Below are 23,142 nucleotides of genomic sequence, written 5' to 3'. Positions count from 1 at the left end.
AGGTCCCCATGGATGCCAAACCCGTTTTTTTCGCCCGCTTGCAGCAGGAAGAGTCACAAGGTTACGACCGCAAGACGATCAACTATATCCACTCCGCCGCGCAGCGCGGCCTCTATGAAATCCGGGGTCTCGGGGCGAAACGCCGCGTGCCGCATTTCGACGATCTGCTGTTTCTCGGCGCATCGCTCTCGCGCTATCCGCTCGAAGGGTACCGCGAGAAATGCGCGACGAAAACGGTGCTGGGCACGCGCTTCGCCAAAAAACCGGTCGTGCTGGACATTCCGATCACGATCGCCGGCATGAGCTTCGGTGCCTTGTCCGCGAATGTGAAGGAAGCCCTCGGCCAGGCTGCGAGCGCGATGGGTACCTCGACCACCACCGGCGACGGCGGTATGACCCAGGAAGAACGTCGCTCGTCGAAGACGCTGGTCTATCAATGTCTGCCGTCGCGCTACGGCTTCAATCCGGACGACCTGCGCCGTGCCGACGCGATCGAAGTCGTGATCGGCCAGGGCGCGAAGCCGGGCGGCGGCGGCATGCTGCTCGGGCAAAAGATCAATCCGCGCGTGGCGTCGATGCGCACGTTGCCGGCAGGCGTCGATCAGCGCTCGGCGAGCCGACATCCGGATTGGACCGGTCCCGATGATCTGGCGATCAAGATTCAGGAGCTGCGCGAAATCACCGACTGGGAAAAGCCGATCTATGTGAAGGTCGGCGCCACGCGCACGTTCAACGACGTCAAGCTCGCGGTGCACGCGGGCGCGGATGTGGTCGTGATCGACGGCATGCAGGGCGGCACGGCGGCGACGCAGACCTGCTTCATCGAGAATGTCGGCATTCCGACGCTGGCCGCGGTTCGTCAGGCTGTCGATGCGCTCGAAGATCTGAATATGAAAGGACAGGTGCAACTGATCGTATCGGGCGGTATCCGCACCGGTGCAGACGTGGCGAAGGCATTGGCGCTCGGCGCGGACGCGGTGGCGATCGGGCAGGGGATGCTGATGGCGCTGGGTTGCAACAGCGATGCGTACTTCCAGAACGGCGCGCTGCATTCGGCGGCGGCAGACTATGCGGCGCTGAACACGTCGCCGGGATTCTGCCATCACTGCCATACCGGCAAGTGCCCGGTCGGCGTGACCACGCAGGATGCGGCTCTCGAGCAGCGTGTCCAGCCGGATGAAGGCTCGCGTCGCGTGCGCAATTATCTGAAGACGCTGAACATGGAATTGACGACGATCGCTCGCGCATGCGGCAAGCAAAATGTCCATCACCTCGAACCGGAAGATCTTGTCGCAGTGACGGTCGAGGCGGCAGCCATGGCCCGCATTCCGCTTGCCGGAACCTCGTGGATTCCGGGGCAGGAGCGTGACTGAGCAGATTCTCAATCGGGCGGTGGCGTGTGTGCCTTCTTGTGCTCGTGCCAGACCGCCGGAGCGCACGCGTTCGCTCGTTTTTATTCAGACCGGGCCCATTGTTGCACGCGATTTTGGTCCTGTGCATACTACGCACTTGCTCGCGCCCCGGGACGGTCCTCTTCCCCGACGTTGCGCAACCGACGAACGTAGGGCCATGAACGTCAGCGCCGCCGTTCACCTTGAATGGCATCTGGAGATTCACGTCACTCGATGCCATGCGCCACGCTGGACATGATATTCGCTTCGCACCACGGGTAGATTTCAGAAAGCTGACATCGATCACTCCTGTAGTCGAGAAATGTCGGCGGCCAAGGACTTGGCCTTCGCGCCATATGTAGACCGTCATGAGGTTAAACGATGAAGCGTCATCCTTTGCCGAACACGTCTCAAGGGCTTCGCGACATCCGCCCGCTAAAGGTTGTCGCGGTTCATCCACTCGACCAGGACGGTGAGGAGCTGCTTGCGCAACTGCGGCGCATCGGGTGCCGCGTGTGCCGTTTCTGGCCGGCTCCGGCCATCTTGCCCGAAAATACCGATATCGTCTTCATGGCGATACGGCCCGAGACGATGTCGAAGCCGCTGCCTTGGCTCGAAGGGCCGGGCGCGCTCCCCGTGATCCCGGTGGTGAGCTACGAGAACCCGATATTCATCGAAATAGTGATCCAGTTGAATGCGTACTGCGCGGTGCCGTCGCCGGTGCGCTCATTTGGTGTGCTGACCGCGATCGCTGTGTCGCTGCATCAGCACAAAAGCCGGGTGGCGCTGGAACGCTATGCGCAGAGAGTCACTGAAAAGTTCGCAGATCAACGGAAAATACAACGTGCCAAGTCCATTCTCATGGAGACGCGCAATCTCACGGAGCCGGAAGCGCACGAGCTTTTGCGCTCGCGTGCAATGGGTCAGCGGCAACCTCTTGAAACCGTCGCGGATACCATCCTCAAGGCCCATGAGAGCCTGCATTTCTGATTGAGCGGGATTGCCGTCGATGTGCATGATCGATGCATGGTGCACCCGAACCGTGCTTTTTCACCCCAGGGTGGGGAGCTTCACAGTGTGCTTGATGCCGATTGCCGCGCTGGGCGTCGTTCGTACCGATGGCACGCCTCTTGCGAATCTGCTCATGCGAGCGCGCTGGCCGCTTCACAACGTGCGCGCTCGACGAAACATCCGCCCGCGCTTAGCAGCGGTTGGTTTGCACTGAATTTCGTCGTCCGGGACAAAGGCGTCTCGTGCGACAAAGGCCAAAAAGCCCGATAGCCAGGTTCGTCCTGGCTTCGGGCTTTTTTTTCTCCGCAGATTCCGCTGAACCCGTTGCGCGAGGAAAAGGCCGGACTCGAATGTCTTCACCCGCTCACGTTCGGACCATCGGACACACTGAAATCGAGGCATCGCGGAAACATGAAAAATCTTCCTCTCTCTTCGTCGCTCAGTAACGCGTCGAACCCCGCCAAGTCGTCCGCGACTGGCTGGCGCGGGGCGGTCCTGCTCGACAGATACTCCGTCCTGATCCTTGCGCTCTTGCTGCTGATCGCGATACCCGCGCTCACGGGTGCGTTCCGCCTCGGTTTGTTCGCGAAGTATCTGAGCTTCGCATTCTGCGCGGTCGGTCTTGTTCTGACGTGGGGCTACGGCGGCATCCTGAGTCTCGGTCAAGGGATCTTCTTCGGTCTGGGCAGCTACATGATGGCGATGTACATGAAGCTCGAGGCCAGTGCGAACGACCCCGCCGCGGCGGTGTTCGGAGGTGGCGGGACGCCGGTGCCGGATTTCATGACATGGAACAGCATCGACAAGCTGCCGTGGTGGTGGGTGCCGTTCGAGCATGGCTGGTTCGCCGTGCCAATGATCATCATTTTGCCGGCGCTGCTTGCGTTCGTGCTCGGCTATGCGAACTTCAGAAAGCGCGTGGGTGGTGTGTATTTCTCGATCGTGACGCTGGCGCTCGCATCGATCATGTCGATCGTCATCATCGGTCAGCAAGGCTATACGGGAGGTGTCAACGGCATCACGAACCTGCCTACTTTCATGGGCTACAGCGTGCAGAGCAATACCGCCACGCTGGTCATGTACTACGTGACCGCAGTGCTGCTGCTGTGCGCCGTGCTCGGTGGCCGGTTCATCCTCCGCAGCCGGCTTGGCAAGGTGCTGATCGCGATCCGCGATCGCGAGGATCGCATCCGTTTTTCCGGCTACGATCCGGCGCTCTTCAAGGGCTTTATCTTTGCGATTGCCGCGCTGTTCGCGGCGGTGGGCGGCGCCTTGTTCACCTTGCAGGTCGGCTTCGCGTCGCCTTCGGTGTGCGGCATCGTGCCATCGATTGAAATGGTGATTTATGCAGCGGTCGGCGGCCGTTTGTCTCTAGTCGGCGCGGTGTACGGCACCGTGATCATCGGCGCGGCGAAGAGTTTCCTCTCTGAAAACTTCGTCGGTTTCTGGGTCTATTTCATCGGCGCACTTTTCATTTTCGTACCGATGTTCCTGCCCAAAGGGCTGGCCGGTGTAATCGGCTGGCTGCGTGAGCGGCGGCCGGCTCGGCCGAGCAACAGTCAGGGAGCTGTGCAATGACACCGATGATTCTGGCAGTCGAAGGCCTTACCGTTTCGTTCGATGGCTTCAAGGCCGTGGACGATCTGAACTTCTATGTCGAAGAAAAGGAGCTGCACGTCGTGATCGGGCCGAACGGCGCAGGCAAGACGACGCTTCTCGACATGATCTGCGGCAAGACGAAGCCCACCGCAGGCACCATCGAGTTCAAGGGACTGTACCTGGAGAAGATGCTCGAGTATCAGATCACGCGCGCGGGCGTGGGTCGAAAGTTCCAGAACCCGATGGTGTATGAAGACCTGACGGTGTCCGAAAACCTCGAGATTTCGTATCCGAAGAAGCGCGATGTGATCGGCTGCCTGTTCTTTCACCGCAGCGAAACGGTACTCATTGAAATCGAACGCGTCGCGCGAATGATCTTCCTCGACGACCAGCTCGAACGTAAGGCGGCATTGCTGTCTCACGGGCAAAAGCAGTGGCTGGAAATTGGCATGCTGTTGATGCAGGCCCCCGAGCTGCTTCTTCTGGACGAACCCGTCGCGGGCATGAGCGCGCGGGAGCGCGAGCTGACGGGCGAGTTGCTGCGCAAGATCGCGGAAGGGCGCTCGGTGGTCGTCATCGAGCACGACATGGAATTCGTGAAGTCCGTTGCGCACAAGGTCACCGTTTTGCATCAGGGCAAGAAGCTGGCGGAAGGCAAGATGGACGTGGTGCAGAACGACCCGCGCGTGATCGAAGTTTACCTGGGACATTGACCATGCTGTCTATCGAGAACCTGAATGTCTTCTACGGCGAAAGTCATGTGCTGCATGACCTCAGCTTCGATCTCGAGGCGGGCGAGACCGTCGCAGTAATGGGGCGCAACGGGATGGGCAAGACGACCTTGCTGAAGGCGTTGATCGGAATGATTCCGTCGCGCAGTGGGCAGATCAGGCTCAACGACTGCGAGCTCGTCAGCGCGAAAAGCTATGAGCGCGTCGCGGCGGGATTCGGCTACGTGCCGCAGGGCCGCATGATCTTTCCGTATCTGAGCGTCGAGGAGAACATCCTGTCCGGCATGGACCGGATCAAGCGGCCGGTGATTCCCGACTACATCTTCGACTCGTTTCCGGTTCTGCATGAGATGCGCAACCGGCGCGGCGGCAATCTGTCCGGCGGCCAGCAGCAGCAATTGGCGATCGCGCGCGCGCTCGTCTCGGAGCCCAAGGTGCTGATCCTCGATGAACCGACCGAAGGGATCCAGCCTTCGATCATCAAGGACATCGCGCGCGCATTGAACCGGCTGAAGAAGGAGCGCGACTTTGCGCTGATCGTGTCCGAGCAGGTGCTGACGTTCACGCTCGACATCGCGGACCGCTTCCTCATCATAGAGAAGGGACGCTTCGTGCATACCGACAGGCGCGAGAACGTCGACGCCGACCGCATCATGCGCTACCTGACCATCTGACGCGATGATTACCTATACATCCATCATCGGCAGCGCGTCGGACCCGCGCCTGGCCGATCAGTTGCATGAACTCGAACATCGCGGGCGCATGGACACGGTCGTGCTCACCGGTGACGACATCCGCCGTCACCGCCTGCGCACGCGCACACAGCGCGACGTGGAATGTGGGATCGCGCTCGATCGCCAGACGCATCTTTTCGACGGCGCGGTGCTGCATCTGGATGCTGACGCGGCGCTCGTCGTGCGCACGGAGCACACGCGCTGGCTGCGCGTGGAGGCGCGCGACGCCGCCAGCGCGCTCGAACTCGGGTACTTCGCCGGCAATATGCACTGGGCGGTGCGCTTTGCCGAGAACGCGCTGGAGATCGCGGTGAAGGGACCGGTCGAAGACTACCGCGCGCGGCTCGCGCCGATGTTCGAAGCGGGGCGCATCAGCGAGATCGCCGCCGATTCTGAAAACTTGCACGAGCACGCGCACGCGCACGAGCATGACTGAGTTTACGAGCCTGCTCGCGAGCCTGCAGCAATCGGACAGCTTTTTCCCGAGCGGTTCGATGGCTTTCTCATGGGGCCTGGAGGCATTGCAGCAGGATGGACTCGTGACCGATGTCGCATCGCTCGCGGTGTTCGTGAGAGCGCAGGCGCTCGAACGCTGGGCGAGTCTCGACCAGGGCATCGTGTGCGCCGCATGGCGGGCGGACTCGCTCGATGCATGGCTCGACGTCGACGCCGCTGCCGAAGCCATGACGCTGCCCGAACCGATGCGGCAGGGCTCGCGGCGGCTCGGCCGCACGCTTGCCGAAGTGCATGCGCGGCTTGATGCGGCGCTTGCGAGAGAGCTGCGCACGGCCATCCTTGCCGGACGTACACCGGGCCATCTGCCGGCCGTGCAGGGCATGCTGTGGCGCAGCTTCGGCATCGGCGAGGGCGAAGCGCGGGCCATCTCCGCGCATGCGGCGTGCACGGGCGCGGTGAGTTCGGCGGTGCGGCTGGGCATCGTCGGCCATCTCGATGCACAGCGCGTGCTGACGAGCCTGCGCGCGCCGCTCGCCGCCGTGCTGGCGCGCCCGGCGCCTCATCTTGAGGAACTGTGGTCCAGCACCTTCGCTGCAGACATCGCGGTGATGCGCCGTCACCGACACGATGCTCGGCTCTTCGCCAACTGAACTGAATGAGACGGGTGCGCGAATGCTATTGACACCGACCGAATACGAACGCCTCACACTCTTCACCGCTGCGCAGCTCGCGCGGCGTCATCGCGACAAGGGGCTCAAGCTGAACCATCCCGAAGCGGTCGCCTTTATCGCCGACGAGATCCTGGAAGGCGCGCGCGAAGGGCGCAGCGTTGCAGACCTGATCGCCTACGGCTCGACGCTGCTGACCGAAGACGATGTGCTGCCCGGTGTGGCGGACCTGCTCCCTGTGCTGCAGGTGGAAGGCTCGTTTCCCGACGGCACCAAGCTTGTCACCGTGCACCAGCCGATCCGCGCGGGCACGCAAGCATGTCTTCCCGACGCGCTTGTACCCGGAGAGCTCCTCGCCGCGGACGGCGAGATCGAACTGAACGCGGGCCGCGCAAAGGTCGTGCTGAGCGCGATGAACACCGGCGACCGCCCGATCCAGGTCGGCAGTCACTTCCATTTTTTCGAGGTCAACCGAGCATTGCGTTTCGATCGCGCGGCTGCGTTCGGCATGCGGCTCGACATTCCTGCGGGGACGGCGGTGCGCTTCGAGCCAGGCGACAACAAGGAGGTGACGCTCGTCGCATTCGGCGGCACTCAGGAGATCTTCGGCCTGAACGGGCTGACCGACGGCGCTGTCGACGAGACCGGCCTGCGTGAAGCGGCCATCGGCCGCGCGGTGTCGCGCGGCTTCAAAGGAGCCTGAATGGTTACGATGACACGCAAGGCCTATGCCGAGATGTTTGGCCCGACCACCGGCGACGCGGTGCGCCTCGGTGACACGTCGCTTCTCGCCGAGGTCGAACACGACTACGCGGTGCCCGGCGACGAATGCCTGCACGGCGGCGGCAAGACCCTGCGCGACGGCATGGGACTGAAGGCGGGCCACGACAGCGCGGACGGCGCGCTCGACATGCTGATCTGCAACGCGCTCGTGATCGATCCGGTGCTAGGCATCGTCAAGGGCGACATCGGCATCAAAAACGGACGCATCGTCGCGATCGGCAAAGCCGGCAATCCGCAGGTGATGGACGGCGTGCATCCGAAGCTCGTGTGCGGCGTTGCGACCACGGTCAAGGATGCCGAAGGGTTGATCGCGACACCGGGCGGCATCGACGTGCACGTGCATTTCGATTCCGCGCAGCTGTGCGAGCATGCGCTTGCGTCAGGATTGACCACGCTGATTGGCGGCTCGCTCGGCCCGATCACGGTGGGAATCGATTGTGGCGGTGCGTGGAACGTCGGGCGCATGATGCAGGCGTCCGAACAGTGGCCGCTCAATTTCGGCTTCCTCGGGCGCGGCAATTCGAGCAAGCCGGGCTCGCTCGTCGACCAGCTGCGCGGCGGCTGCCTCGGGCTCAAGATCCACGAGGACTGGGGCGCGATGCCGGCCGTGATCGATACGTGCCTGAGCGTGGCGGACGAATTCGACTTCCAGGTTCAGCTGCACTCGGACACGCTCAACGAATCGGGCTTCCTGGAAGACACCATCGCCGCGATGAAGGACCGCACCATCCACATGTATCATACGGAAGGCGCGGGCGGCGGCCACGCGCCGGACATCATCGCGGTGGCGGGACGATTGAACTGCCTGCCGTCGTCGACCAACCCGACAAACCCCTACACCATCAACACGTTCGACGAACACCTCGACATGATCATGGTGTGTCATCACCTGAATCCCGCGGTGCCTGAGGACGTGGCGTTCGCGGAATCGCGGGTGCGCGCGCAGACCATTTCCGCCGAGGACGTGCTGCACGATCTCGGCGCCATCTCGATGCTCGGCTCTGATAGCCAGGGCATGGGCCGTATCAACGAGGTGATCTGCCGTACGTGGCAGCTTGCGTCGAAGATGAAGGACCAGCGCGGACGCCTGCCACGGGAACGCTCGGTGCGTGGCGACAACGAACGCATCAAGCGCTATATCGCCAAGTACACGATCAACGCGGCGCGCACCTTCGGCATCGCCCACACGGTCGGCTCACTCGAAGATGGCAAGCTTGCCGACATCGTGCTGTGGCGGCCTGCGTTTTTCGGCATCAAGCCGGAAGTCGTGGTGAAGGGCGGCTTTATCGCGTGGGGAGCGATGGGCGATTCGGCGGCCTCCCTGATGACCTGCGAGCCGCTCGCGATGCGTCCGCAATGGGGCGCGTTCGGTCGCGCGCCGGCCTCGCTCGCGGTCAACTTCGTGAATCCGCTCGCAGTCGATGCGGGCGCGGCGACCAAGCTCGGGCTCGCGCGGCAACTGGTCGGCGCACACGGTACGCGCAAGCTCACGAAGCGCGACATGCTGCACAACGACGCCTGCCCGAATCTCACGGTCAACCCGCAAACCTTCGACGTGATGATCGACGGACAGATCATTCGCTGTGATCCGGCGCGCGAAGTGCCACTGTCGCGGCGCTACATGTTGCGCTAACCCTGTATGCGCTAGCCCTCTAACGGAGGCATTCGGTGCCAGTTGAACTAGAAGCTTTCAATATCCAGCCGGCGCGGCAGGCGACTCCGCGAGCGGCACGGGTCGGGATCGGTGGGCCGGTCGGATCGGGCAAGACGCGCCTGCTCGAGCAGTTGATCCCGCGCTTTGCTGCGCGTGGCATCGACCTGGCGGTCATCACCAACGATCTCGTCACGCGCGAGGATGCCGAGCGCGTGCGCCGCAGCGGTCTGATCGATCCGGCGCGGGTGCTTGCGGTCGAAACTGGCGCGTGCCCGCATACGGCGATACGCGAAGATCCCACATTGAACCTGCAGGCCGCCGACGAACTCGATGAGCGTTTCCCGGGCCTGCAGCTCGTGCTGATCGAATCGGGCGGCGACAATCTCGCTTCGTCGTTCTCGCTGGACCTGGTGGACTACTGGATCTTCGTGATCGACGTGGCGGCCGGTGACGATATTCCGCGCAAACGCGGCCTCGGTGTCGTGTCCTGCGATCTGCTCGTCATCAACAAGTTCGACCTGGCGCCTTACGTGGGCGTCGATCTCGAACGGATGACGCGGGAAGCGCGCGAGGTGCGCCGCCAGCGTGCAGTCGCGCTCACCAACTGCGCGACGGGAGACGGTGTCGATGTGGTGGTCGACGCGATCGTCGAGAACGTGCTCTTCGATGCGCATTGAAGCCCTGCCGGCGAGCGCCGGGCTCTCACAGCCGCAACTCGACCTGTGCTTTTCGCGCGGGCCGTCGGGTGCGACCTATCTGTCGCGGCAGCGCGCGGGGTATCCGTATCACGTGGGCCGCGTGCTCTCGCATGGACCCCATCTGGCAGATGCGCGATTGATCGTGCAGTCGTCGTCGGGCGGGCTGTTCGAGAACGATGACGTGTACCAGCATGTCGTCGCGACCGAAGGGGCGCGCGCCCGCGTGGAGACGGCCGCGGCCACCATCGTCCATTCGATGACGCGCGCAACGGCGCAATCGCGTGTGCGTGTCGAGGCGCAGCAGGGCGCGCAACTGGAATGGCTGCCGCATCCGTCGATCCTTTTTCCCGGTGCGCGGCTTGCCAGCAGCATTGACGTCGTGCTGCATCCGCGCGCGCGCATCCTATTGGCCGACTGCTATACGACGCACGATCCCGCAGGCGGCGAAACGCCGTTCGTCGCGCTCGACGCGGCGATCTCGGTGCGTAGCCCAACGGGCCTGCTGCTCGCGCGCGACCGATTGCGTCTTGAGGGAGCGGCGGGCCGCCAACTGGGTGGCGTGAGCGCGCGTTTCACCGCGCACGGCGGCCTGATGGTGCTGACGCTCGATGTCGAAGAAGGGGCCGCAGTCGCCCGCGCACTCGAACATGCGAGCGAGGATGCGTTCTATGCCGGCGCTGGCCTGTTGCCCGGCCACTGTGGAGCATTCATGCGGATCCTCGCCACCGACAGCTGCGCGCTGCGCACGACGCTCGAGCGTGCGATCGATGCGGTTCGCGACGCGCTGCGCAGCGGGTAAGCGCTGGTTGCGCGACAGCTTTCTTAAGCGAGCTTGGGCGCTTTACGATGGTGTGTTGCTTGTTCATAGGCGTATGCCATTGCGATCAGCGCTGCTTCGTCCCATTGACTGCCCACGAAGATAATCCCGAACGGCGAGCCCGATGCGTAGTAACCCGCTGGCACCGTCACGCCCGGCAATCCCGCGATATTGATTTCGCCGACCGTTGTTTCCTGGATCGTTTCCTTTCCATGAAGCGGCGGCAGTTCGCAGCGCATTTGCGGAAACACCAGCGCGTCGAGTTGCTGTTCGCTCATCACCGCGTCGAAGATGCGCAGATACTGCGCCTTGAGTTCGATGAACTCGGAAATGTCCGGCGGCGTGGTCGGGTTCGCGAGTGCCGCAGCGAATTGCGGCAGGTTGTGCATGTATTTGAGCACGCCCTTCGGACCGAACGCATCTTGCGAAGCGGTTGCCTTCGCGAAGTCGTCGAAGGCCTTCAAAGGGGAATCGGGACCCAAGCGCTGCAAGTATTGGTGAACGTCGTAGGGAATCGATTCGATGCCGCGCGCGTCAAAATTGACGAGCGGCGGTGTCGGCTTGCGCAGTGAAGCGAACGGCGTTCCGGCAAACGGGTCGTCGATGAGAATTGCGCCCGCTGATTGCAACTCGTGCTTCGCGCGTTCATAGAGCTGCGCCGCTTCATCCGATAGCGGCTGCGCACGCCAGCCTGGTCCGTACAGGCCGATTCGCTTTCCGTTCAACGCCTCCACGCTCAGCGACGCAGTATAGCCGCCCTCGGGTTGATGTCCGACCGAAGCCAGTGTTTTCGGATCTTCCGATGTGTATCCCGCGAGCACATCAAGGCACAGCGCCGCGTCGCGCACGGTTCGCGCAATCGGCCCGACCACGTCGCGATTGCCGGACAGCGGCACCACCCCTGCATTCGGCACGAGTCCGATGGTCGGCTTGATGCCAACGAGGTCTTGCGACGACGCTGGGTTCTGGATGGACCCGCCCGTTTCTTCGGCGAGTCCCAGTACCGCCATCGCCGATGCAACGGCGGCCGCTGTGCCTGCGCTGCTTGCGCCCGGTACGCGATCGGGCATCACGACGTTCAGTGTCGGACCTGCCCAGCTGTCGTTCGCATGCGTTCCCGAGTGGCTCAACACCGGCACGTTGGTCTTGCCAAGCATGATCGTGCCCGCGGCGCGCATGCGCGCCACGACCGGCGCGTCTGTCGCGGGCATCAGATCGACGCCGCCGGTCTTGCTGTAGAGCAGCGACCAGCCGGCCGTCGTCGGAAAACCGACCATGTCCATCGGATCCTTGATGACGACCGGGACACCCGCCAGCGGTCCCAGCGTTTCGCCGGCTGCGCGGCGCCGGTCGATGTCTCGCGCATCATCGAGTGCCGCCGGGTTCAGAAAGATAAGCGCGTTGTACTTCCCGTTGTACGTTTCGATCTGTTCGAAGCACGCTTGCGCGAGCGACTCGGCGGTAAAGCGTCCGCTTGCGAAACCCTCCTGTACCGCTTCTACGGTCAGACTCGCCAGATCGATGCCGACTTCGTCTTCTGAAGTTGCCTGCATGTTTGACAAATCATGTGTCATGTCGCATTCCGATTCATATTCTTGATTGAGTTTCGCGCAGCTTACAAAGTCTGTTACGGCATCTGGTTCACTCAACGTCTTACTTTGAGAGCGAACAATCCCTGCGGCCGGAAGTACAGCGCGACGATCACGAGCATAAGAATAGTAGCCTTGGCCATCGATCCGCTCAACAGAAGTTCGAACATCGACTGAAGCTGACCGATCGAGAACGCCGAAAGGAACGTGCCGAGCAAACTCTCGATTCCGCCGAACACCACGACGACGAAGGTGTCGACGATGTACTGCTGCCCCGTCACCGGTCCGGTCGACGCGAGCATCGTCAGTGCGCTGCCTGCGATGCCAGCCAGACCGCATCCCACGGCAAACGTTACAGCATCGACGCGTTCCGTGTCGATGCCCGCAGCACCCGCCATCGGGCGGTTTTGCATGACCGAGCGGATCCGCAGACCCCAGCGGCTGCGAAACAGAAACAGAAAGACCGCAAGCGCCACCGCGAACGTGAGGAACAGGATGAAAATGCGGCTAAGAGGGAGAGCGATGTTCGGCGTGATATTCCACGCACCTTTCAGCCATGTTACGGTCGGCACACTCACGTCGATGGGGCCGAAGACCTGCCGGTAGACCTGCTGAAGCACGAGTGACAGGCCCCATGTCGCGAGCATGGTGTCGAGCGGTCGATGGTAGAGTCGCCGGATCATCACGCGCTCCAGTACGAAACCAACGGCAGCCGTGACGACGAAGGCCACCACGATCCCGACCAGGAAGTACGCGCCCATCAAGCTAGGCAGGAAGCGCTGGAAGACGCCCGCAGTCAGGTAAGTCATGTATGCGCCGAGCGCCATCAGTTCACCGTGCGCCATATTGATCACGCCCATCAGGCCGAAGACGATGGCGAGGCCCACCGCCATGAGCGCGAGCACAGTGAAAAGCGACAGGCCGTTGAACACCTGTACGAGGAAGACGTCGAGAGACATGGTGGCGACCTTGTAAGTGAATGTCGCGGACGCGCTTACAGTGCGCGTCCGTCATGCTGTTGCGAAGCGGATCTAACCCAGCTTCGGAAACGGGTTCGGCTCGATCAACGGCGAGGTGTAGACGATGTCCACCTGTCCGTCGGGCCTGAACGTCCCGATCAGCGAGTGCTTCCACAAGTGATGATTGCTGACATGGAAATGCACATCGCCTTCGGGCGCACTCCATGCGAGTCCCGAAGAGGCGGCGACCACCTTCGCGACATCGGTGCTCTGCGCCTTCTCCACGGCGAGCTTCCACAGATAGACGGCGGTGTAGGCGGCTTCGAGCGTATCGCCCAGCACGCGGTTCTGACCGTACTTCGCCTTGAACGCCTTCACGAACTTGTCGTTCTGCGGATTCTGCTCACTCTGGAAATATCCCATGCACGAGTAAACGCCCACCAGGTTGTCGCTGCCGATGCCGATCGCCTCTTCTTCGGTCACCGCCAGCGCCATGATTGCCTGGTTCTTGCCGGTTATCCCCACCGAATTGAGCTGCTTGTAGAATGCGACATTCGACCCCCCCACGATAGTCGACAGGATGACGTCAGGTTTCGCGGCCTTGATCTTGTTGATGACCGAGGAGAACTCCGTCGCACCGAGCGGAAAGTAATCCTCGCCGAGTACCGTGCCCCCAGCCTTTGCAATCGCCGCCCTGGCGATACGGTTAGTGGTGCGCGGCCAGATGTAGTCGGAGCCGATCAGATAGAACTTCTTGCCCTTGTTCTTTGCCAGCCAGTTCACGGCAGGGATCGTTTGCTGTGTCGCTTCCTGGCCGGTATACATGATGTTCTTCGACATCTCCAGACCTTCGTAATACGTCGGGTAGTAAAGCAGCCCGTTGTAGCGCTCGAAAACCGGGAGAACCGCCTTGCGCGACGCTGACGTGTAGCAGCCGAACACCGCCGCCACCTTGTCGCTTTCCACGAGCTTCTGCGCTTTTTCCGCGAAGGTCGGCCAGTCGCTCGCGCCGTCTTCGACGATGGGCGCGACGGGTCGTCCCATCACGCCGCCGGCCGCATTGATCTCCTCGATCGCCAGTTTCTCCGCGTCGACGACATGCGCTTCGGCAATCGCAATCGTCCCGGTCAGGGAGTGCAGAATGCCGACCTTTATCGGCTCGGCGGCGTTGGCTGCACGCGCGCCCAGCATGAGAGAACCCGGGAGTGCACTGGCGGCGGTTGCGGCAACGGCTGTCTTAAGAAAGTCACGGCGAGAGTTCTTCATGGTGCCTTCATATAGAAAGTTTTAGACAAAAAAAAGCCCGCAACTAAGGAAACCTTAGCTGTCGGGCTTTTTGGCCTTGTGCCGTATTTGACACCTTTGTCAGATGCGGCGGAATTCACTATGATCGTTGTGCAGGACTGGCGTGCTGCTGTTGATCACGATCGTACAAGAGCAAGGTCCATGCCAAATCAATCGCATCGACGTCGGAATCCGTCGATGGCTTGGCAGAGTCTTATGGATTGATTCAACGACGATGCGGCCAGCTCAGCAAGCCCTGTGAACGCCCACCAGCTTGTTCGGCAACGCGCCAAATTGTGGCAGACATGCACGGCGGCTGTGCGTAGCGAAACATGTGCGCACAAGTCTGTGGGAATGGACCGTCATCCACGAGGATTCGCATCGTCGTCACCGGAAACCAATATGTCTTCCCCCAGATATGAACCCGTGAAGATTGGCGTGTTGTATTCGACCACTGGCGTAACAGGTCTTATCGAATCTTCCCAGCAAAGCGCCACGCTCTTCGCCGCAGATGAGATCAATCGGGCAGGCGGCATCAATGGTCGGGAAGTCCAGCTTCATGTACGTGATCCGGGTTCCGTTGCGGCCAACTACGCGTCGATGGCCGAGGAACTGATCGTCGAGAAAGGCGTGCGGCTCATCATGGGCTGCTATATGTCGAGTGGGCGCAAGCTGGTGATTCCGGTGGTTGAGCGGCACAACGCACTGCTCTTCTACCCGACGCTCTATGAGGGTTTCGAATACAGCCGCAACGTCTTTTGCACCGGCACGCTTCCGAACCAGACCTGCGTGCCGCTGGCCGACTACATGCTTGAGAAGTTTGGCTCGCGCGTATTCATGATCGGCTCGGACTACATCTATCCTTATGAGACTAGCCGGATCATGAAAGACCTCGTGTTCGAGCGTGGGGGTGAAACGGTCGGAGAGATCTACGTGCCGCTCGACGCCAGCGAAGATCACTATCGTGCGATCGCGACCCGCATTGCTTCACAGTCACCCGACTTCGTGTTTTCGACAGTCGTGGGCGTCGGCGTCGAGCGCCTGTATCGCAGCTTCGCGAAGAGCGGCCTCGATCCGAGCGTGACACCGATCGCCAGTGTGACCACCTCTGAGGCGGAGATTGCCGCGATGGGCGCGCACCTTGGCGAAGGGCACTTCACATCGGCTTCGTATTTCCAGTGCGTCGATACGGCGATGAACCGGAGCTGTCTCGACAATTACCGACGCTTCATGGGCGGTGACGCCGTCACCAATATGTGCTGGGAAGCGGCTTACTTCCAGATGCAAGTCCTTGCGAATGCGATGCGCGACGTGGGCAGTGACAATCCGGTGTCGCTGCTGCGTGCGATACCGGGCATGGAGTTCGATGCGCCGCAAGGCCGTATCCGCATGGACGAAGAAAATCACCATGCCTATCTTCACACCCGGATTGGCCGGGCCAATGCAACAGGACAATTCGACATCGTCGCTTCGATGCCTGAGCGCCTGCGTGCTGATCCATTCGTGATCGTGCACACGCCGGTCAATGATGGACCTTCCGCCCAGGGACGGCACACTGTCGCGGGAGGTTAATCATGACGCGTAGTCCACATACTCCGCAGTCCTTGCAGGAAATACGATCGCTGCGAATAGCGGTTGTGCATCCGCCCGACCAGGACCGCGTTGAGTTACTCGAACATCTCAAGAGGATCGGTTGCAAGGTACAGGTATGTTGGCCTGATCTAGATGTCGAACTCGACGCGATCGATCTCGTGATCATGTCAGTCACGCCGCAGACTGCGGCTTATCACCATGCATGGCTCGGCGATAAGAATGCGCCGCCCATTATTCCCGTCGTGACGTATGAGAATCCGGTGGTGATCGAAGCGGTCATGCAGCTCAATGCGTTTAGCGTGATTCCCTCGCCGGTGCGCTCGTTTGGCGTGCTCACGGCAATCGCCGTCACCCTCGCACAGAACAAGAAGCACAAGTCTCTGCAAAAATTTATCCATCGCGCAGAGCAGAAGGCCGCCAGGCAGCGGACGATCGAACTCGCCAAGTCGATCATCATGAAGACGCAGCACCTATCGGACGACGAGGCCTATCAGGTGTTGTGTTTGCAGGCGCGCGACAATCACGCGTTAATCGAAACCGTCGCCGACGAAATCGTCAAGTCCGGTTCGATACGCCATTGACGTGCCTGTTAGCAGTGCGAGGCGCACTGTTGGTGTGCAACGAAGCACGGTTCTCGCACATGGCATGAGCAAGACAGTGATCGTTGAATATCGCCAGGCATCGTGAAGGACGGTCGTCAGCAAGACGGTGAGGGGGCTGGACAGGTCACGCGCAATCATGGGCACATTTGTTGCTCATTGTCCGTCGCAGCAGACGTCTGCGCCCCGATGAAAATCTGGCGAAGACAGCGGTAAAACCTGACTCAATGATGCCGAACGAGACAAAGACGTCCCGGTCGGCAAAAGGCCGAAAAGCCCGACTTGCCAGAGACACTGGCAAGTCGGGCTTTTTTTTGACTCAACGGCCAGGTAATCACGCAGACGCTGCACAAGAAGGTGTGTCGACGGACCTTGCTTCAGTTTGCTGACGACACGACTAGTCATCCTTTAAATCTTGATGAGGTTGATTTCATGATTCCTATCCCCAAGAAACGTACGCCCGAACGCGATCGCCTGATCGCGCTTCATAAGGAATGCACGGAGTCCATGCACGGGGTCGCTGGCTTTTCTGTTCTCAAGTGCGAAACGCCCGGCGACACCACGGTCGTGACAGGCGGCACCCATGAGCATCATGACTTGCGCCGTGTGCTGCTGCGCATGCGCGGTGTATCGCCGAAAAACAAACTCATCGTGATCTGCACGAAGGTGGAGGCCGAATGGCGCATCGGCCGTCTGTCAGGCATTCGCGGCGTGCCGCCGGTGTTTGCCACCGACGAGGTCTATACGAGCGAGCAGGATATCCAGCACGCCATCTTCCTGATGCGTCTTGACGAGATGCCGGAAACCGATGGCATGCCCGAACACTATTCGCAGGGCTACAAGCGCCGCGACGACAACTGGCCGGTGACCTGAACCGAGCCGCAGCCACGCCCTTTGTTGCGCGGCCCCACCCGGCGCCGAACCACCACGACCGCCGCTCACCGAGCGGCATGAAGGCAGGAGCGATTTTCCATGTGTGCAATGCGACTCACCGGCTATGCGGACAAGTTCAGCGTCCATCCCGGCGACACGATCAAGTTCTACGTCAACTGCGACGGGCCGGCGCAATATCGCGCGTCGATCGTCCAGATGATCAACGGCGACACCAACCCGCGCGGGCCGGGCTTTATCGAGAAAGACGTGACTGCTGATTGCGAGGGCAGCTATGACGGCCGTCCCCAAGCCGTCTACGGCGGCTCGTATGCCTACGTGCCGGATGCGCCGCAATTGAAGGTGGAGAGCTTCACGCTGCAATGCTGGATCTGGCCGACCACGCCGCGCACCGATGCGCGCTACTGGAAGCACGGCGAGCAGGGGCTCGTCACGAAGTGGTCGAAGGGTAAAGGCTATGGTCTTTTTATCAACGAGGACGGCTGCGCCGAACTTCGCATCAACGACAAGACCTTCACGACTGGCGCGCGTCTGCGAGATCACGCGTGGCATTTTCTCGCCGCGACCTTCGATGCGAAAACGGGTGCTGTCACGCTGTATCACGAACCGCAGATCGTCTATGCGCTCGACCCGGTCGTGCCGCCCGTGGAGGCGCAGTTCGCGGGTCCGATCACGCATTCGGACATTCCACTCGTTATCGCGGGTTTTGTGAAGGGACTCGAGAGTGGCCCGATCGGACGCTCGTCGCTGCCGCAGGGCGTGTTGATCGGCGGGCACTATAACGGCAAGATCGACAGCCCGCGTGTTTGTAATCGCGCGCTGTCGCGCTTCGAGATCGAGACGATGAAGGCCGGCGTTCAGCCGGGCCTGAGCGAGCGACGTCATTCCGGCCCAACCGGGCCGTTGTCCGAATGCATCGTCGCTGCCTGGGACTTTTCGGATGGCATCGACACGCTCGTCTGTCGCGACCAGGGACCCTACAAATTCGACGCGCAGCTCGTCAACTGCCCGACGCGTGCGATGACCGGCTACAACTGGGCCGGCTGCAACTTCGACTGGAAGCACGCGCAAAAGGAATACGGCGCGATCCATTTCCACGACGATGACCTCGACAATGCGCGCTGGGACGTCAGCTTCGAATGGAAGGTGCCTGAGGACATCAAGAGCCGCTTCTATGCGGCAAAACTCACGACGGCGGAAGGCGACGAAGATTACATCCCGTTCTGGATCGTTCCGAAACTCGGAGCCAAGAAGTCAAAGATTGCGGTGATGGTGCCGACCATCAGCTATATGGCGTATGCGAACGAACATGTCGCCTGTAACGCGGGTGGCGCCGAACTCTTCGTCTATCGCGTACCGATCATGCAGCAGCAGAACATGTTCCTCGCCGAGCATCGCGAGTATGGCGGTTCGATCTACGACACGCATACCGACGGCAGCGGCATCTGCCTGTCGTCGCGTTTGCGGCCCATCCTGAGCATTCGGCCCAAGTACGATCACTTTCTGGCACAGGCGCCGTGGCAGTATCCCGCGGACCTGCACCTTGTCTACTGGCTCGAAACGCTCGGCTACGAATACGATGTCTTCACCGACGAGGACCTCACCTATGACGGTCTTGCGCGCCTCGAAGACTACAACGTGATCATCACAGGCTCGCATCCAGAGCATAACTCGGGACCACAACTCGACGCGCTGCACGACTACACGCAGCGTGGCGGCCGCATCATGTACATGGGCGCGGACGGCTGGTATTGGGTGCATTCGTATCATCCGGCGTATGGCGGGCTGGGGCGCGGCATCGTCACCGAAATGCGTCGCTGCGAGTCGGGCATTCGCACATGGCGTGCCGATCCGGGCGAGTATTACCATCAGGGCACAGGCGAACTCGGCGGCATGTGGCGCTATCGCGGACGCTATCTGCATTCGGTTGCGGGGACGGGCATGTCGTCGGAAGGCTTTGATATTTCCAGCTACTTTTCGCGCACGCCGGAAAGTCTCGACGAACGCGTCGCGTGGGCATTCGAAGGCATCGACTATGAGGAGAACCTCGGCAACTTCGGTCTGGTCGGCGGCGGTGCGGCGGGTCTCGAACTCGATATCGTCGACACCATGCTCGGCTCGCCACCGCATATCCTGACCGTCGCGACTTCTGCGGGACGTCACACCGAAGCCTACCTGCTTGTCATGGAAGATTTCGGTTTCAACCAGCAGGGTCTGGACGGCACGGTTCATCCACGCGTTCGCGCCGACATCACGTTCCACGAAACGCCGAACGGCGGTGGCTGTTTCGCGTTCAGTTCGATCGCGTACTGCGGCTCTTTGCCCTGGAACAATTGCGACAACAATATCTCGAGGCTGACGAAAAACGTGCTCGATCGTTTCAGCGTCGACGGCCCGTTGCCGGCCGCGCCGGCGAGTGCGGTCGTCCATCGTGGGCGCGCTGACTATGAATCGCCGTCTGTCGTAACGACGAACTGATCGGTGGGGAGACCACGCCATGAGTGAAATCGTCGCGTCGCGCATTCCGACACCTGCGCGGTCGCTGTCCCTTGATGTCGATGCCTATCGCACGCTCGCGTTCGCGAAGATCGAGGACGACACGGTCTGGACTCGCGAATGGATCTGTATCGGTGTCGACGAGGACATACCGGACGTGGGCGACCTGCTGCCCTTCACCGCCGGCGACCATGCGGTGCACGTGCAGCGTCTTGCCAGCGGCCGGCTCGCCGGTCGCTTTAATCTCGCGCAGCACGGCGGCTGCCGCGTCGTGCCCTTGCAATGCCGGCAAGGCGCGAAGACGTCGTGCTCGTTCACGTCCTGTGGGCATAGCCGCGACCGTGCGCCGCTGCAGGCAGCCGAAGCCAAGACGCCCAGCCCCGAGATGTACCAGTATCTCGGGCTGCGTCCGGAGCGTCTGCTGGGCGTGCGGGTCGCGACCGACGGTCCGCTGATCTTTGTGCATCTCGACCCCGCAGGCGATGCGTTCAACCGAGTCGAAGTCGTCGCTACGCCGCATAGGGAGAGCAGCGCGCGGCGCGACGACGGTTGGCTCGAACTGGCCGGCAACTGGAAGCATGTCGGACAGCGTATTGCGACCGGCGCAAAGCTCGCCGGCGCAACCGCCGCAAGCGCCACTTTTGAAAGCACGGAAAGCATAGAGGAGGAGGGCGGCGGCGCTCCGATCTGCGCCACGTGGCGTTTTCCGAATCTGATCGTCCTTTCTGCCGGCGCGAGTCAATGCGTGATCGTGCTTCAGCCGATCGCGTTGCAGCGCACCTTGTGCCGGCTCACCCTCTACGGTCCGCAACCGCTCGCTCGATGGCGCGCGTTACTGGAGCGTCGCGCCAGCGCGATCGACATCCCGGCCGATTCGCACCGCTGGCTCGAAACCACGCTCGCCGCACGTGTCGTGCAGCGCACGACCCCGTCACCCCTTACCGGAGACGACACATGAAAGCCTCGAAGCAAACGAACCTCGACGAAGCAGTCAAGTTGTATTCGAAGGGCCATTTCCACAGCGCGTTTCACGCGTTCGAAGCGCTTGCCGAAGCGGGCGACAGCATCGCCCAGGCCTGGCTCGCCGCGCTCTATGTGAATGGCGAAGGCGTCGATGCGGACCTGCATCGCGCGTTCGAATGGTATGGACAGTCCGCGCGCCAAGGCAATACGCAGGCGCAGACGAATCTGGGCGCCATGCTGATGTCGTCGCAAGGGGCGCTGCGCAACGAGGCCGAAGGCGTGCGCTGGATCACGCTTGCCGCCGAAAGCGGCGACCCGTTTGCGCAGGCAAACCTGGCCAGTCTCTTCGCGAAAGGGCGCGCGGTACCGCAAGACGATGCAGCCGCCGCGCAGTGGTACCGCCGTGCGGCCGAACAGGGCCATTACCCATCGCAGGCGCGGCTCGGCTTCAGTTATGCCACCGGACGCGGCGTCGAGCGCGATCGGGTGCAGGCGTTTGCGTGGCTGTCCCTTGCCGCACAGCATGGCGTCGGCAACGCGCTCAATGCGCTCGAAAACGTGCTGGGCGACATGTCGGCGGAAGAGAGGCGGGCGGGCGCAAGCCTGTTCGACCAATGGCGCTCACGCACCGCAGCGAGCACACGGCCCGCGCGCCTGATGCCGATCGCCGGATAGACCTCGCGCATGATCAACCTGCGGAGGACACCGTGAACTACAGCGTGCAGCAGATCAAGTTCGAGTGTTTCAGCTATATCAAGGAGTTTGGTGCCCGAATGGAAGACTGGGTGATCGGCGCAGCGAGCAATCCGGACCGCGCATTGTTCGAAGCATGCGCAGTGGACCGCAGCGACGATATCTGGATGTGGAAGCCGGCGCTGTCAGCGGCAGCAGCCTCGGCGGTGATCGACTTCATGACGTCGCGCTACCGCTTGAGCCGTGCGGTATTGCAAGGGGATAACGCGCCCGCACGCTTCATCATCCTCTACCGGAAGCGGCCGGACGAAAGGACCGACGGATGAGCGGACGATGAGGTGAGCGCTGCGATCCGTCGCAGCGCCGCGCCGGGGAGGCCGGCTTCGATTGCGGATTCAACCGGTCCATCCAACGCTCCCACTGCAGACGCGGCGTCTATTGGGTTCGCTCGACCAGCTAAATCCACACTCGGAAGCCGCCGTTCATCGCGCCAGCCCCAACGGAGAGGGTCGGCGGCACCTGTCGGTTCTGACGCAAGCGCTCGTTGATCGAAGGCGTACAGTAGGCGAAAGAGCAGCGCAAGGGTGAAAGGATCAAGGCGGTCTACGAGACGTGAGGCTAGGCCTTAAGCGTTGCAATCCTCCGCTCGACCGTGCCCGGTGAGACGAGACCCAGCCGGTAGCTCACTTCGTCCGGAGGGCCAGCCTCCCAGAAGTCGCCGACGGCAGTCGGTGTTGCGCAGAAGCCGTGGACTCATATTCGTCTGGCCACTGCAGACGACGCAAGAGGTCGAACCCCGGATTATCAAATCGGATGCCGAGGTCTACGAGATGACACGCAGGCGGTCGATCAGTTTCGCGTACGGGATGCGCGTCGTGGTGTCTTCGGCGAAGCCGCTGCCCGGGGCAAAAAAGGAATCAACATGATCCGTGCCGAACGTGGTCAGCGATAGGCCGTGCTCGGCAAGATAGCGTGTGAAGCGATCGAACATGGCGCAATGCTGGACGATCGAACGCTCAGCAAAAGGTTTTCGATCGGCGCCGGCGGCCTCGTGCTCTTGGCATAGCCTGAAGGCTTGAGTGGGGTTTGTGTGCCAGGGTGAGGCGTTGAATTCCATAAACTAATTATTTTATATACTGAGAGTAAAGCGACTCCAAATCCTAGCAAATCTTCGATTCGCCTACAAACCCTGCCACCAAAAATAGGTCTATTTGCCGATATGCAGGTTGCGCTCTTGGCGAGCGACTCGCTGTCAGAGCGAGAGCCAATGCGGGATAAAAGAGTTCCTCCTCGAATCTCCAGTGCGTCACACGTGGAATTGACGATGGCGCACTTTCGCCACTGCGGCCTAGAAGCGTGATAGAGATGGAACGCATGAAGGACTTCATCGGCGATTCGCCGGCAGCCTGGGCGCCACAACCACCCCCATCCGTCGAGTTCCGAATCGTGCAATCGCCTCCGTGCTGTTGCACGAGCCGGTTGACGATCGCGAGGCCGAGGCCGCAGTGGCCATCCCCACCGCGCGACGAATCG

The 23,142-nt window shown here is 61.6% G+C and carries 22 protein-coding genes; 18 read left to right on the top strand and 4 right to left on the bottom strand.

Going from position 1 to position 23,142, the window contains the following annotated elements; genetic code table 11:
- Positions 1–8 precede the first annotated feature (8 nt).
- From HV670_RS24735 to HV670_RS24685, 11 genes are all read left to right on the top strand, one after another.
- Entirely contained in the window at positions 9–1,373 is a 1,365-nt protein-coding gene (locus tag HV670_RS24735; RefSeq protein WP_175107640.1) for an FMN-binding glutamate synthase family protein, read from the top strand.
- A gap of 399 nt (positions 1,374–1,772) precedes the next feature.
- The gene (locus HV670_RS24730; RefSeq protein ID WP_175107639.1) at positions 1,773–2,381 is read left to right on the top strand and encodes an ANTAR domain-containing response regulator; all 609 of its coding nucleotides are present in this window, start codon (positions 1,773–1,775) and stop codon (positions 2,379–2,381) included.
- A gap of 432 nt (positions 2,382–2,813) precedes the next feature.
- Positions 2,814–3,980: an urea ABC transporter permease subunit UrtC gene (urtC, locus tag HV670_RS24725; protein WP_175107638.1), complete on the top strand. Its 1,167-nt coding sequence runs from the start codon at positions 2,814–2,816 to the stop codon at positions 3,978–3,980.
- On the top strand, positions 3,977–4,714 hold the full coding sequence (gene urtD, locus HV670_RS24720; RefSeq protein ID WP_175107637.1) for an urea ABC transporter ATP-binding protein UrtD: 738 nt from the start codon (positions 3,977–3,979) through the stop codon (positions 4,712–4,714). The genes urtC and urtD overlap by 4 nt, the downstream gene beginning before the upstream one ends.
- Before the next feature lie 2 nt (positions 4,715–4,716).
- The gene (gene urtE / locus HV670_RS24715; protein ID WP_175107636.1) at positions 4,717–5,406 is read left to right on the top strand and encodes an urea ABC transporter ATP-binding subunit UrtE; all 690 of its coding nucleotides are present in this window, start codon (positions 4,717–4,719) and stop codon (positions 5,404–5,406) included.
- 4 nt (positions 5,407–5,410) lie between these two features.
- The gene (gene ureE / locus HV670_RS24710; RefSeq protein WP_175107635.1) at positions 5,411–5,902 is read left to right on the top strand and encodes an urease accessory protein UreE; all 492 of its coding nucleotides are present in this window, start codon (positions 5,411–5,413) and stop codon (positions 5,900–5,902) included.
- Positions 5,895–6,572, top strand: a complete 678-nt coding sequence (locus tag HV670_RS24705) for an urease accessory protein UreF (RefSeq protein ID WP_175107634.1) — start codon at positions 5,895–5,897, stop codon at positions 6,570–6,572. The genes ureE and HV670_RS24705 overlap by 8 nt, the downstream gene beginning before the upstream one ends.
- A gap of 22 nt (positions 6,573–6,594) precedes the next feature.
- Positions 6,595–7,293 carry an urease subunit beta gene (locus HV670_RS24700; protein WP_175107633.1) on the top strand — a complete coding sequence of 233 codons (699 nt, stop codon included), beginning with the start codon at positions 6,595–6,597 and terminating at the stop codon, positions 7,291–7,293.
- 9 nt (positions 7,294–7,302) lie between these two features.
- Positions 7,303–9,006 (top strand): urease subunit alpha, encoded by a 1,704-nt coding sequence (gene ureC, locus HV670_RS24695; RefSeq protein WP_425511464.1) that lies wholly within the window; start codon positions 7,303–7,305, stop codon positions 9,004–9,006.
- 35 nt (positions 9,007–9,041) lie between these two features.
- Positions 9,042–9,704 (top strand): urease accessory protein UreG, encoded by a 663-nt coding sequence (gene ureG, locus HV670_RS24690; protein ID WP_175107631.1) that lies wholly within the window; start codon positions 9,042–9,044, stop codon positions 9,702–9,704.
- On the top strand, positions 9,694–10,524 hold the full coding sequence (locus HV670_RS24685; protein WP_175107630.1) for an urease accessory protein UreD: 831 nt from the start codon (positions 9,694–9,696) through the stop codon (positions 10,522–10,524). The genes ureG and HV670_RS24685 overlap by 11 nt, the downstream gene beginning before the upstream one ends.
- A gap of 23 nt (positions 10,525–10,547) precedes the next feature.
- Here the strand turns inward: HV670_RS24685 and HV670_RS24680 are convergent, their stop codons facing one another.
- The 3 genes from HV670_RS24680 to urtA all read right to left on the bottom strand — a co-directional run bounded on the left by HV670_RS24680 (position 10,548) and on the right by urtA (position 14,356).
- Complete coding sequence (locus HV670_RS24680; protein WP_246257907.1) at positions 10,548–12,116, bottom strand: amidase; 1,569 nt, start codon at positions 12,114–12,116, stop codon at positions 10,548–10,550.
- A gap of 71 nt (positions 12,117–12,187) precedes the next feature.
- Positions 12,188–13,090 carry an urea ABC transporter permease subunit UrtB gene (gene urtB / locus HV670_RS24675; protein ID WP_175107629.1) on the bottom strand — a complete coding sequence of 301 codons (903 nt, stop codon included), beginning with the start codon at positions 13,088–13,090 and terminating at the stop codon, positions 12,188–12,190.
- Between the two features lie 72 nt (positions 13,091–13,162).
- Complete coding sequence (gene urtA / locus HV670_RS24670) at positions 13,163–14,356, bottom strand: urea ABC transporter substrate-binding protein (protein ID WP_175107628.1); 1,194 nt, start codon at positions 14,354–14,356, stop codon at positions 13,163–13,165.
- A 420-nt stretch (positions 14,357–14,776) separates the two neighbouring features.
- Here urtA and HV670_RS24665 point away from each other — a divergent pair, with 420 nt between their 5' ends.
- From HV670_RS24665 to HV670_RS24635, 7 genes are all read left to right on the top strand, one after another.
- Positions 14,777–15,946, top strand: a complete 1,170-nt coding sequence (locus tag HV670_RS24665) for a transporter substrate-binding domain-containing protein (protein WP_175107627.1) — start codon at positions 14,777–14,779, stop codon at positions 15,944–15,946.
- A 2-nt stretch (positions 15,947–15,948) separates the two neighbouring features.
- Positions 15,949–16,548: an ANTAR domain-containing response regulator gene (locus HV670_RS24660; RefSeq protein WP_175107626.1), complete on the top strand. Its 600-nt coding sequence runs from the start codon at positions 15,949–15,951 to the stop codon at positions 16,546–16,548.
- 390 nt (positions 16,549–16,938) lie between these two features.
- On the top strand, positions 16,939–17,439 hold the full coding sequence (locus HV670_RS24655) for a N,N-dimethylformamidase alpha subunit family protein (protein ID WP_217478514.1): 501 nt from the start codon (positions 16,939–16,941) through the stop codon (positions 17,437–17,439).
- A gap of 99 nt (positions 17,440–17,538) precedes the next feature.
- Positions 17,539–19,935, top strand: a complete 2,397-nt coding sequence (locus tag HV670_RS24650) for a LamG domain-containing protein (RefSeq protein ID WP_175107625.1) — start codon at positions 17,539–17,541, stop codon at positions 19,933–19,935.
- A 19-nt stretch (positions 19,936–19,954) separates the two neighbouring features.
- On the top strand, positions 19,955–20,911 hold the full coding sequence (locus HV670_RS24645; protein ID WP_175107624.1) for a Rieske (2Fe-2S) protein: 957 nt from the start codon (positions 19,955–19,957) through the stop codon (positions 20,909–20,911).
- Entirely contained in the window at positions 20,908–21,591 is a 684-nt protein-coding gene (locus HV670_RS24640) for a tetratricopeptide repeat protein (protein WP_175107623.1), read from the top strand. Before HV670_RS24645 ends, HV670_RS24640 begins: the two co-directional genes overlap by 4 nt.
- A gap of 32 nt (positions 21,592–21,623) precedes the next feature.
- The gene (locus tag HV670_RS24635) at positions 21,624–21,935 is read left to right on the top strand and encodes a hypothetical protein (protein ID WP_175107622.1); all 312 of its coding nucleotides are present in this window, start codon (positions 21,624–21,626) and stop codon (positions 21,933–21,935) included.
- 497 nt (positions 21,936–22,432) lie between these two features.
- Here the strand turns inward: HV670_RS24635 and HV670_RS24630 are convergent, their stop codons facing one another.
- The gene (locus HV670_RS24630) at positions 22,433–22,726 is read right to left on the bottom strand and encodes a hypothetical protein (protein ID WP_175107621.1); all 294 of its coding nucleotides are present in this window, start codon (positions 22,724–22,726) and stop codon (positions 22,433–22,435) included.
- Positions 22,727–23,142: the final 416 nt, after the last annotated feature.

The organism is Pararobbsia alpina (assembly GCF_902859895.1).
Taxonomy (GTDB): domain Bacteria; phylum Pseudomonadota; class Gammaproteobacteria; order Burkholderiales; family Burkholderiaceae; genus Pararobbsia; species Pararobbsia alpina.
This window is presented reverse-complemented; position numbering and strand designations above follow the sequence as displayed.

What these genes read in the sequence shown, in the direction of transcription:
- ureC (WP_425511464.1), top strand. Translation starts at nt 7,303, where the DNA reads ATGACACGCAAGGCCTATGCCGAGATGTTTGGCCCGACCACCGGCGAC.
- ureE (WP_175107635.1), top strand. Translation starts at nt 5,411, where the DNA reads ATGATTACCTATACATCCATCATCGGCAGCGCGTCGGACCCGCGCCTG.
- HV670_RS24640 (WP_175107623.1), top strand. Translation starts at nt 20,908, where the DNA reads ATGAAAGCCTCGAAGCAAACGAACCTCGACGAAGCAGTCAAGTTGTAT.
- HV670_RS24705 (WP_175107634.1), top strand. Translation starts at nt 5,895, where the DNA reads ATGACTGAGTTTACGAGCCTGCTCGCGAGCCTGCAGCAATCGGACAGC.
- HV670_RS24660 (WP_175107626.1), top strand. Translation starts at nt 15,949, where the DNA reads ATGACGCGTAGTCCACATACTCCGCAGTCCTTGCAGGAAATACGATCG.
- urtA (WP_175107628.1), bottom strand. Translation starts at nt 14,356, where the DNA reads ATGAAGAACTCTCGCCGTGACTTTCTTAAGACAGCCGTTGCCGCAACC.
- HV670_RS24650 (WP_175107625.1), top strand. Translation starts at nt 17,539, where the DNA reads ATGTGTGCAATGCGACTCACCGGCTATGCGGACAAGTTCAGCGTCCAT.
- HV670_RS24665 (WP_175107627.1), top strand. Translation starts at nt 14,777, where the DNA reads ATGTCTTCCCCCAGATATGAACCCGTGAAGATTGGCGTGTTGTATTCG.
- urtB (WP_175107629.1), bottom strand. Translation starts at nt 13,090, where the DNA reads ATGTCTCTCGACGTCTTCCTCGTACAGGTGTTCAACGGCCTGTCGCTT.
- HV670_RS24700 (WP_175107633.1), top strand. Translation starts at nt 6,595, where the DNA reads ATGCTATTGACACCGACCGAATACGAACGCCTCACACTCTTCACCGCT.
- HV670_RS24735 (WP_175107640.1), top strand. Translation starts at nt 9, where the DNA reads ATGGATGCCAAACCCGTTTTTTTCGCCCGCTTGCAGCAGGAAGAGTCA.
- HV670_RS24730 (WP_175107639.1), top strand. Translation starts at nt 1,773, where the DNA reads ATGAAGCGTCATCCTTTGCCGAACACGTCTCAAGGGCTTCGCGACATC.
- HV670_RS24680 (WP_246257907.1), bottom strand. Translation starts at nt 12,116, where the DNA reads ATGACACATGATTTGTCAAACATGCAGGCAACTTCAGAAGACGAAGTC.
- urtC (WP_175107638.1), top strand. Translation starts at nt 2,814, where the DNA reads ATGAAAAATCTTCCTCTCTCTTCGTCGCTCAGTAACGCGTCGAACCCC.
- HV670_RS24685 (WP_175107630.1), top strand. Translation starts at nt 9,694, where the DNA reads ATGCGCATTGAAGCCCTGCCGGCGAGCGCCGGGCTCTCACAGCCGCAA.
- HV670_RS24645 (WP_175107624.1), top strand. Translation starts at nt 19,955, where the DNA reads ATGAGTGAAATCGTCGCGTCGCGCATTCCGACACCTGCGCGGTCGCTG.
- urtE (WP_175107636.1), top strand. Translation starts at nt 4,717, where the DNA reads ATGCTGTCTATCGAGAACCTGAATGTCTTCTACGGCGAAAGTCATGTG.
- urtD (WP_175107637.1), top strand. Translation starts at nt 3,977, where the DNA reads ATGACACCGATGATTCTGGCAGTCGAAGGCCTTACCGTTTCGTTCGAT.
- HV670_RS24630 (WP_175107621.1), bottom strand. Translation starts at nt 22,726, where the DNA reads ATGGAATTCAACGCCTCACCCTGGCACACAAACCCCACTCAAGCCTTC.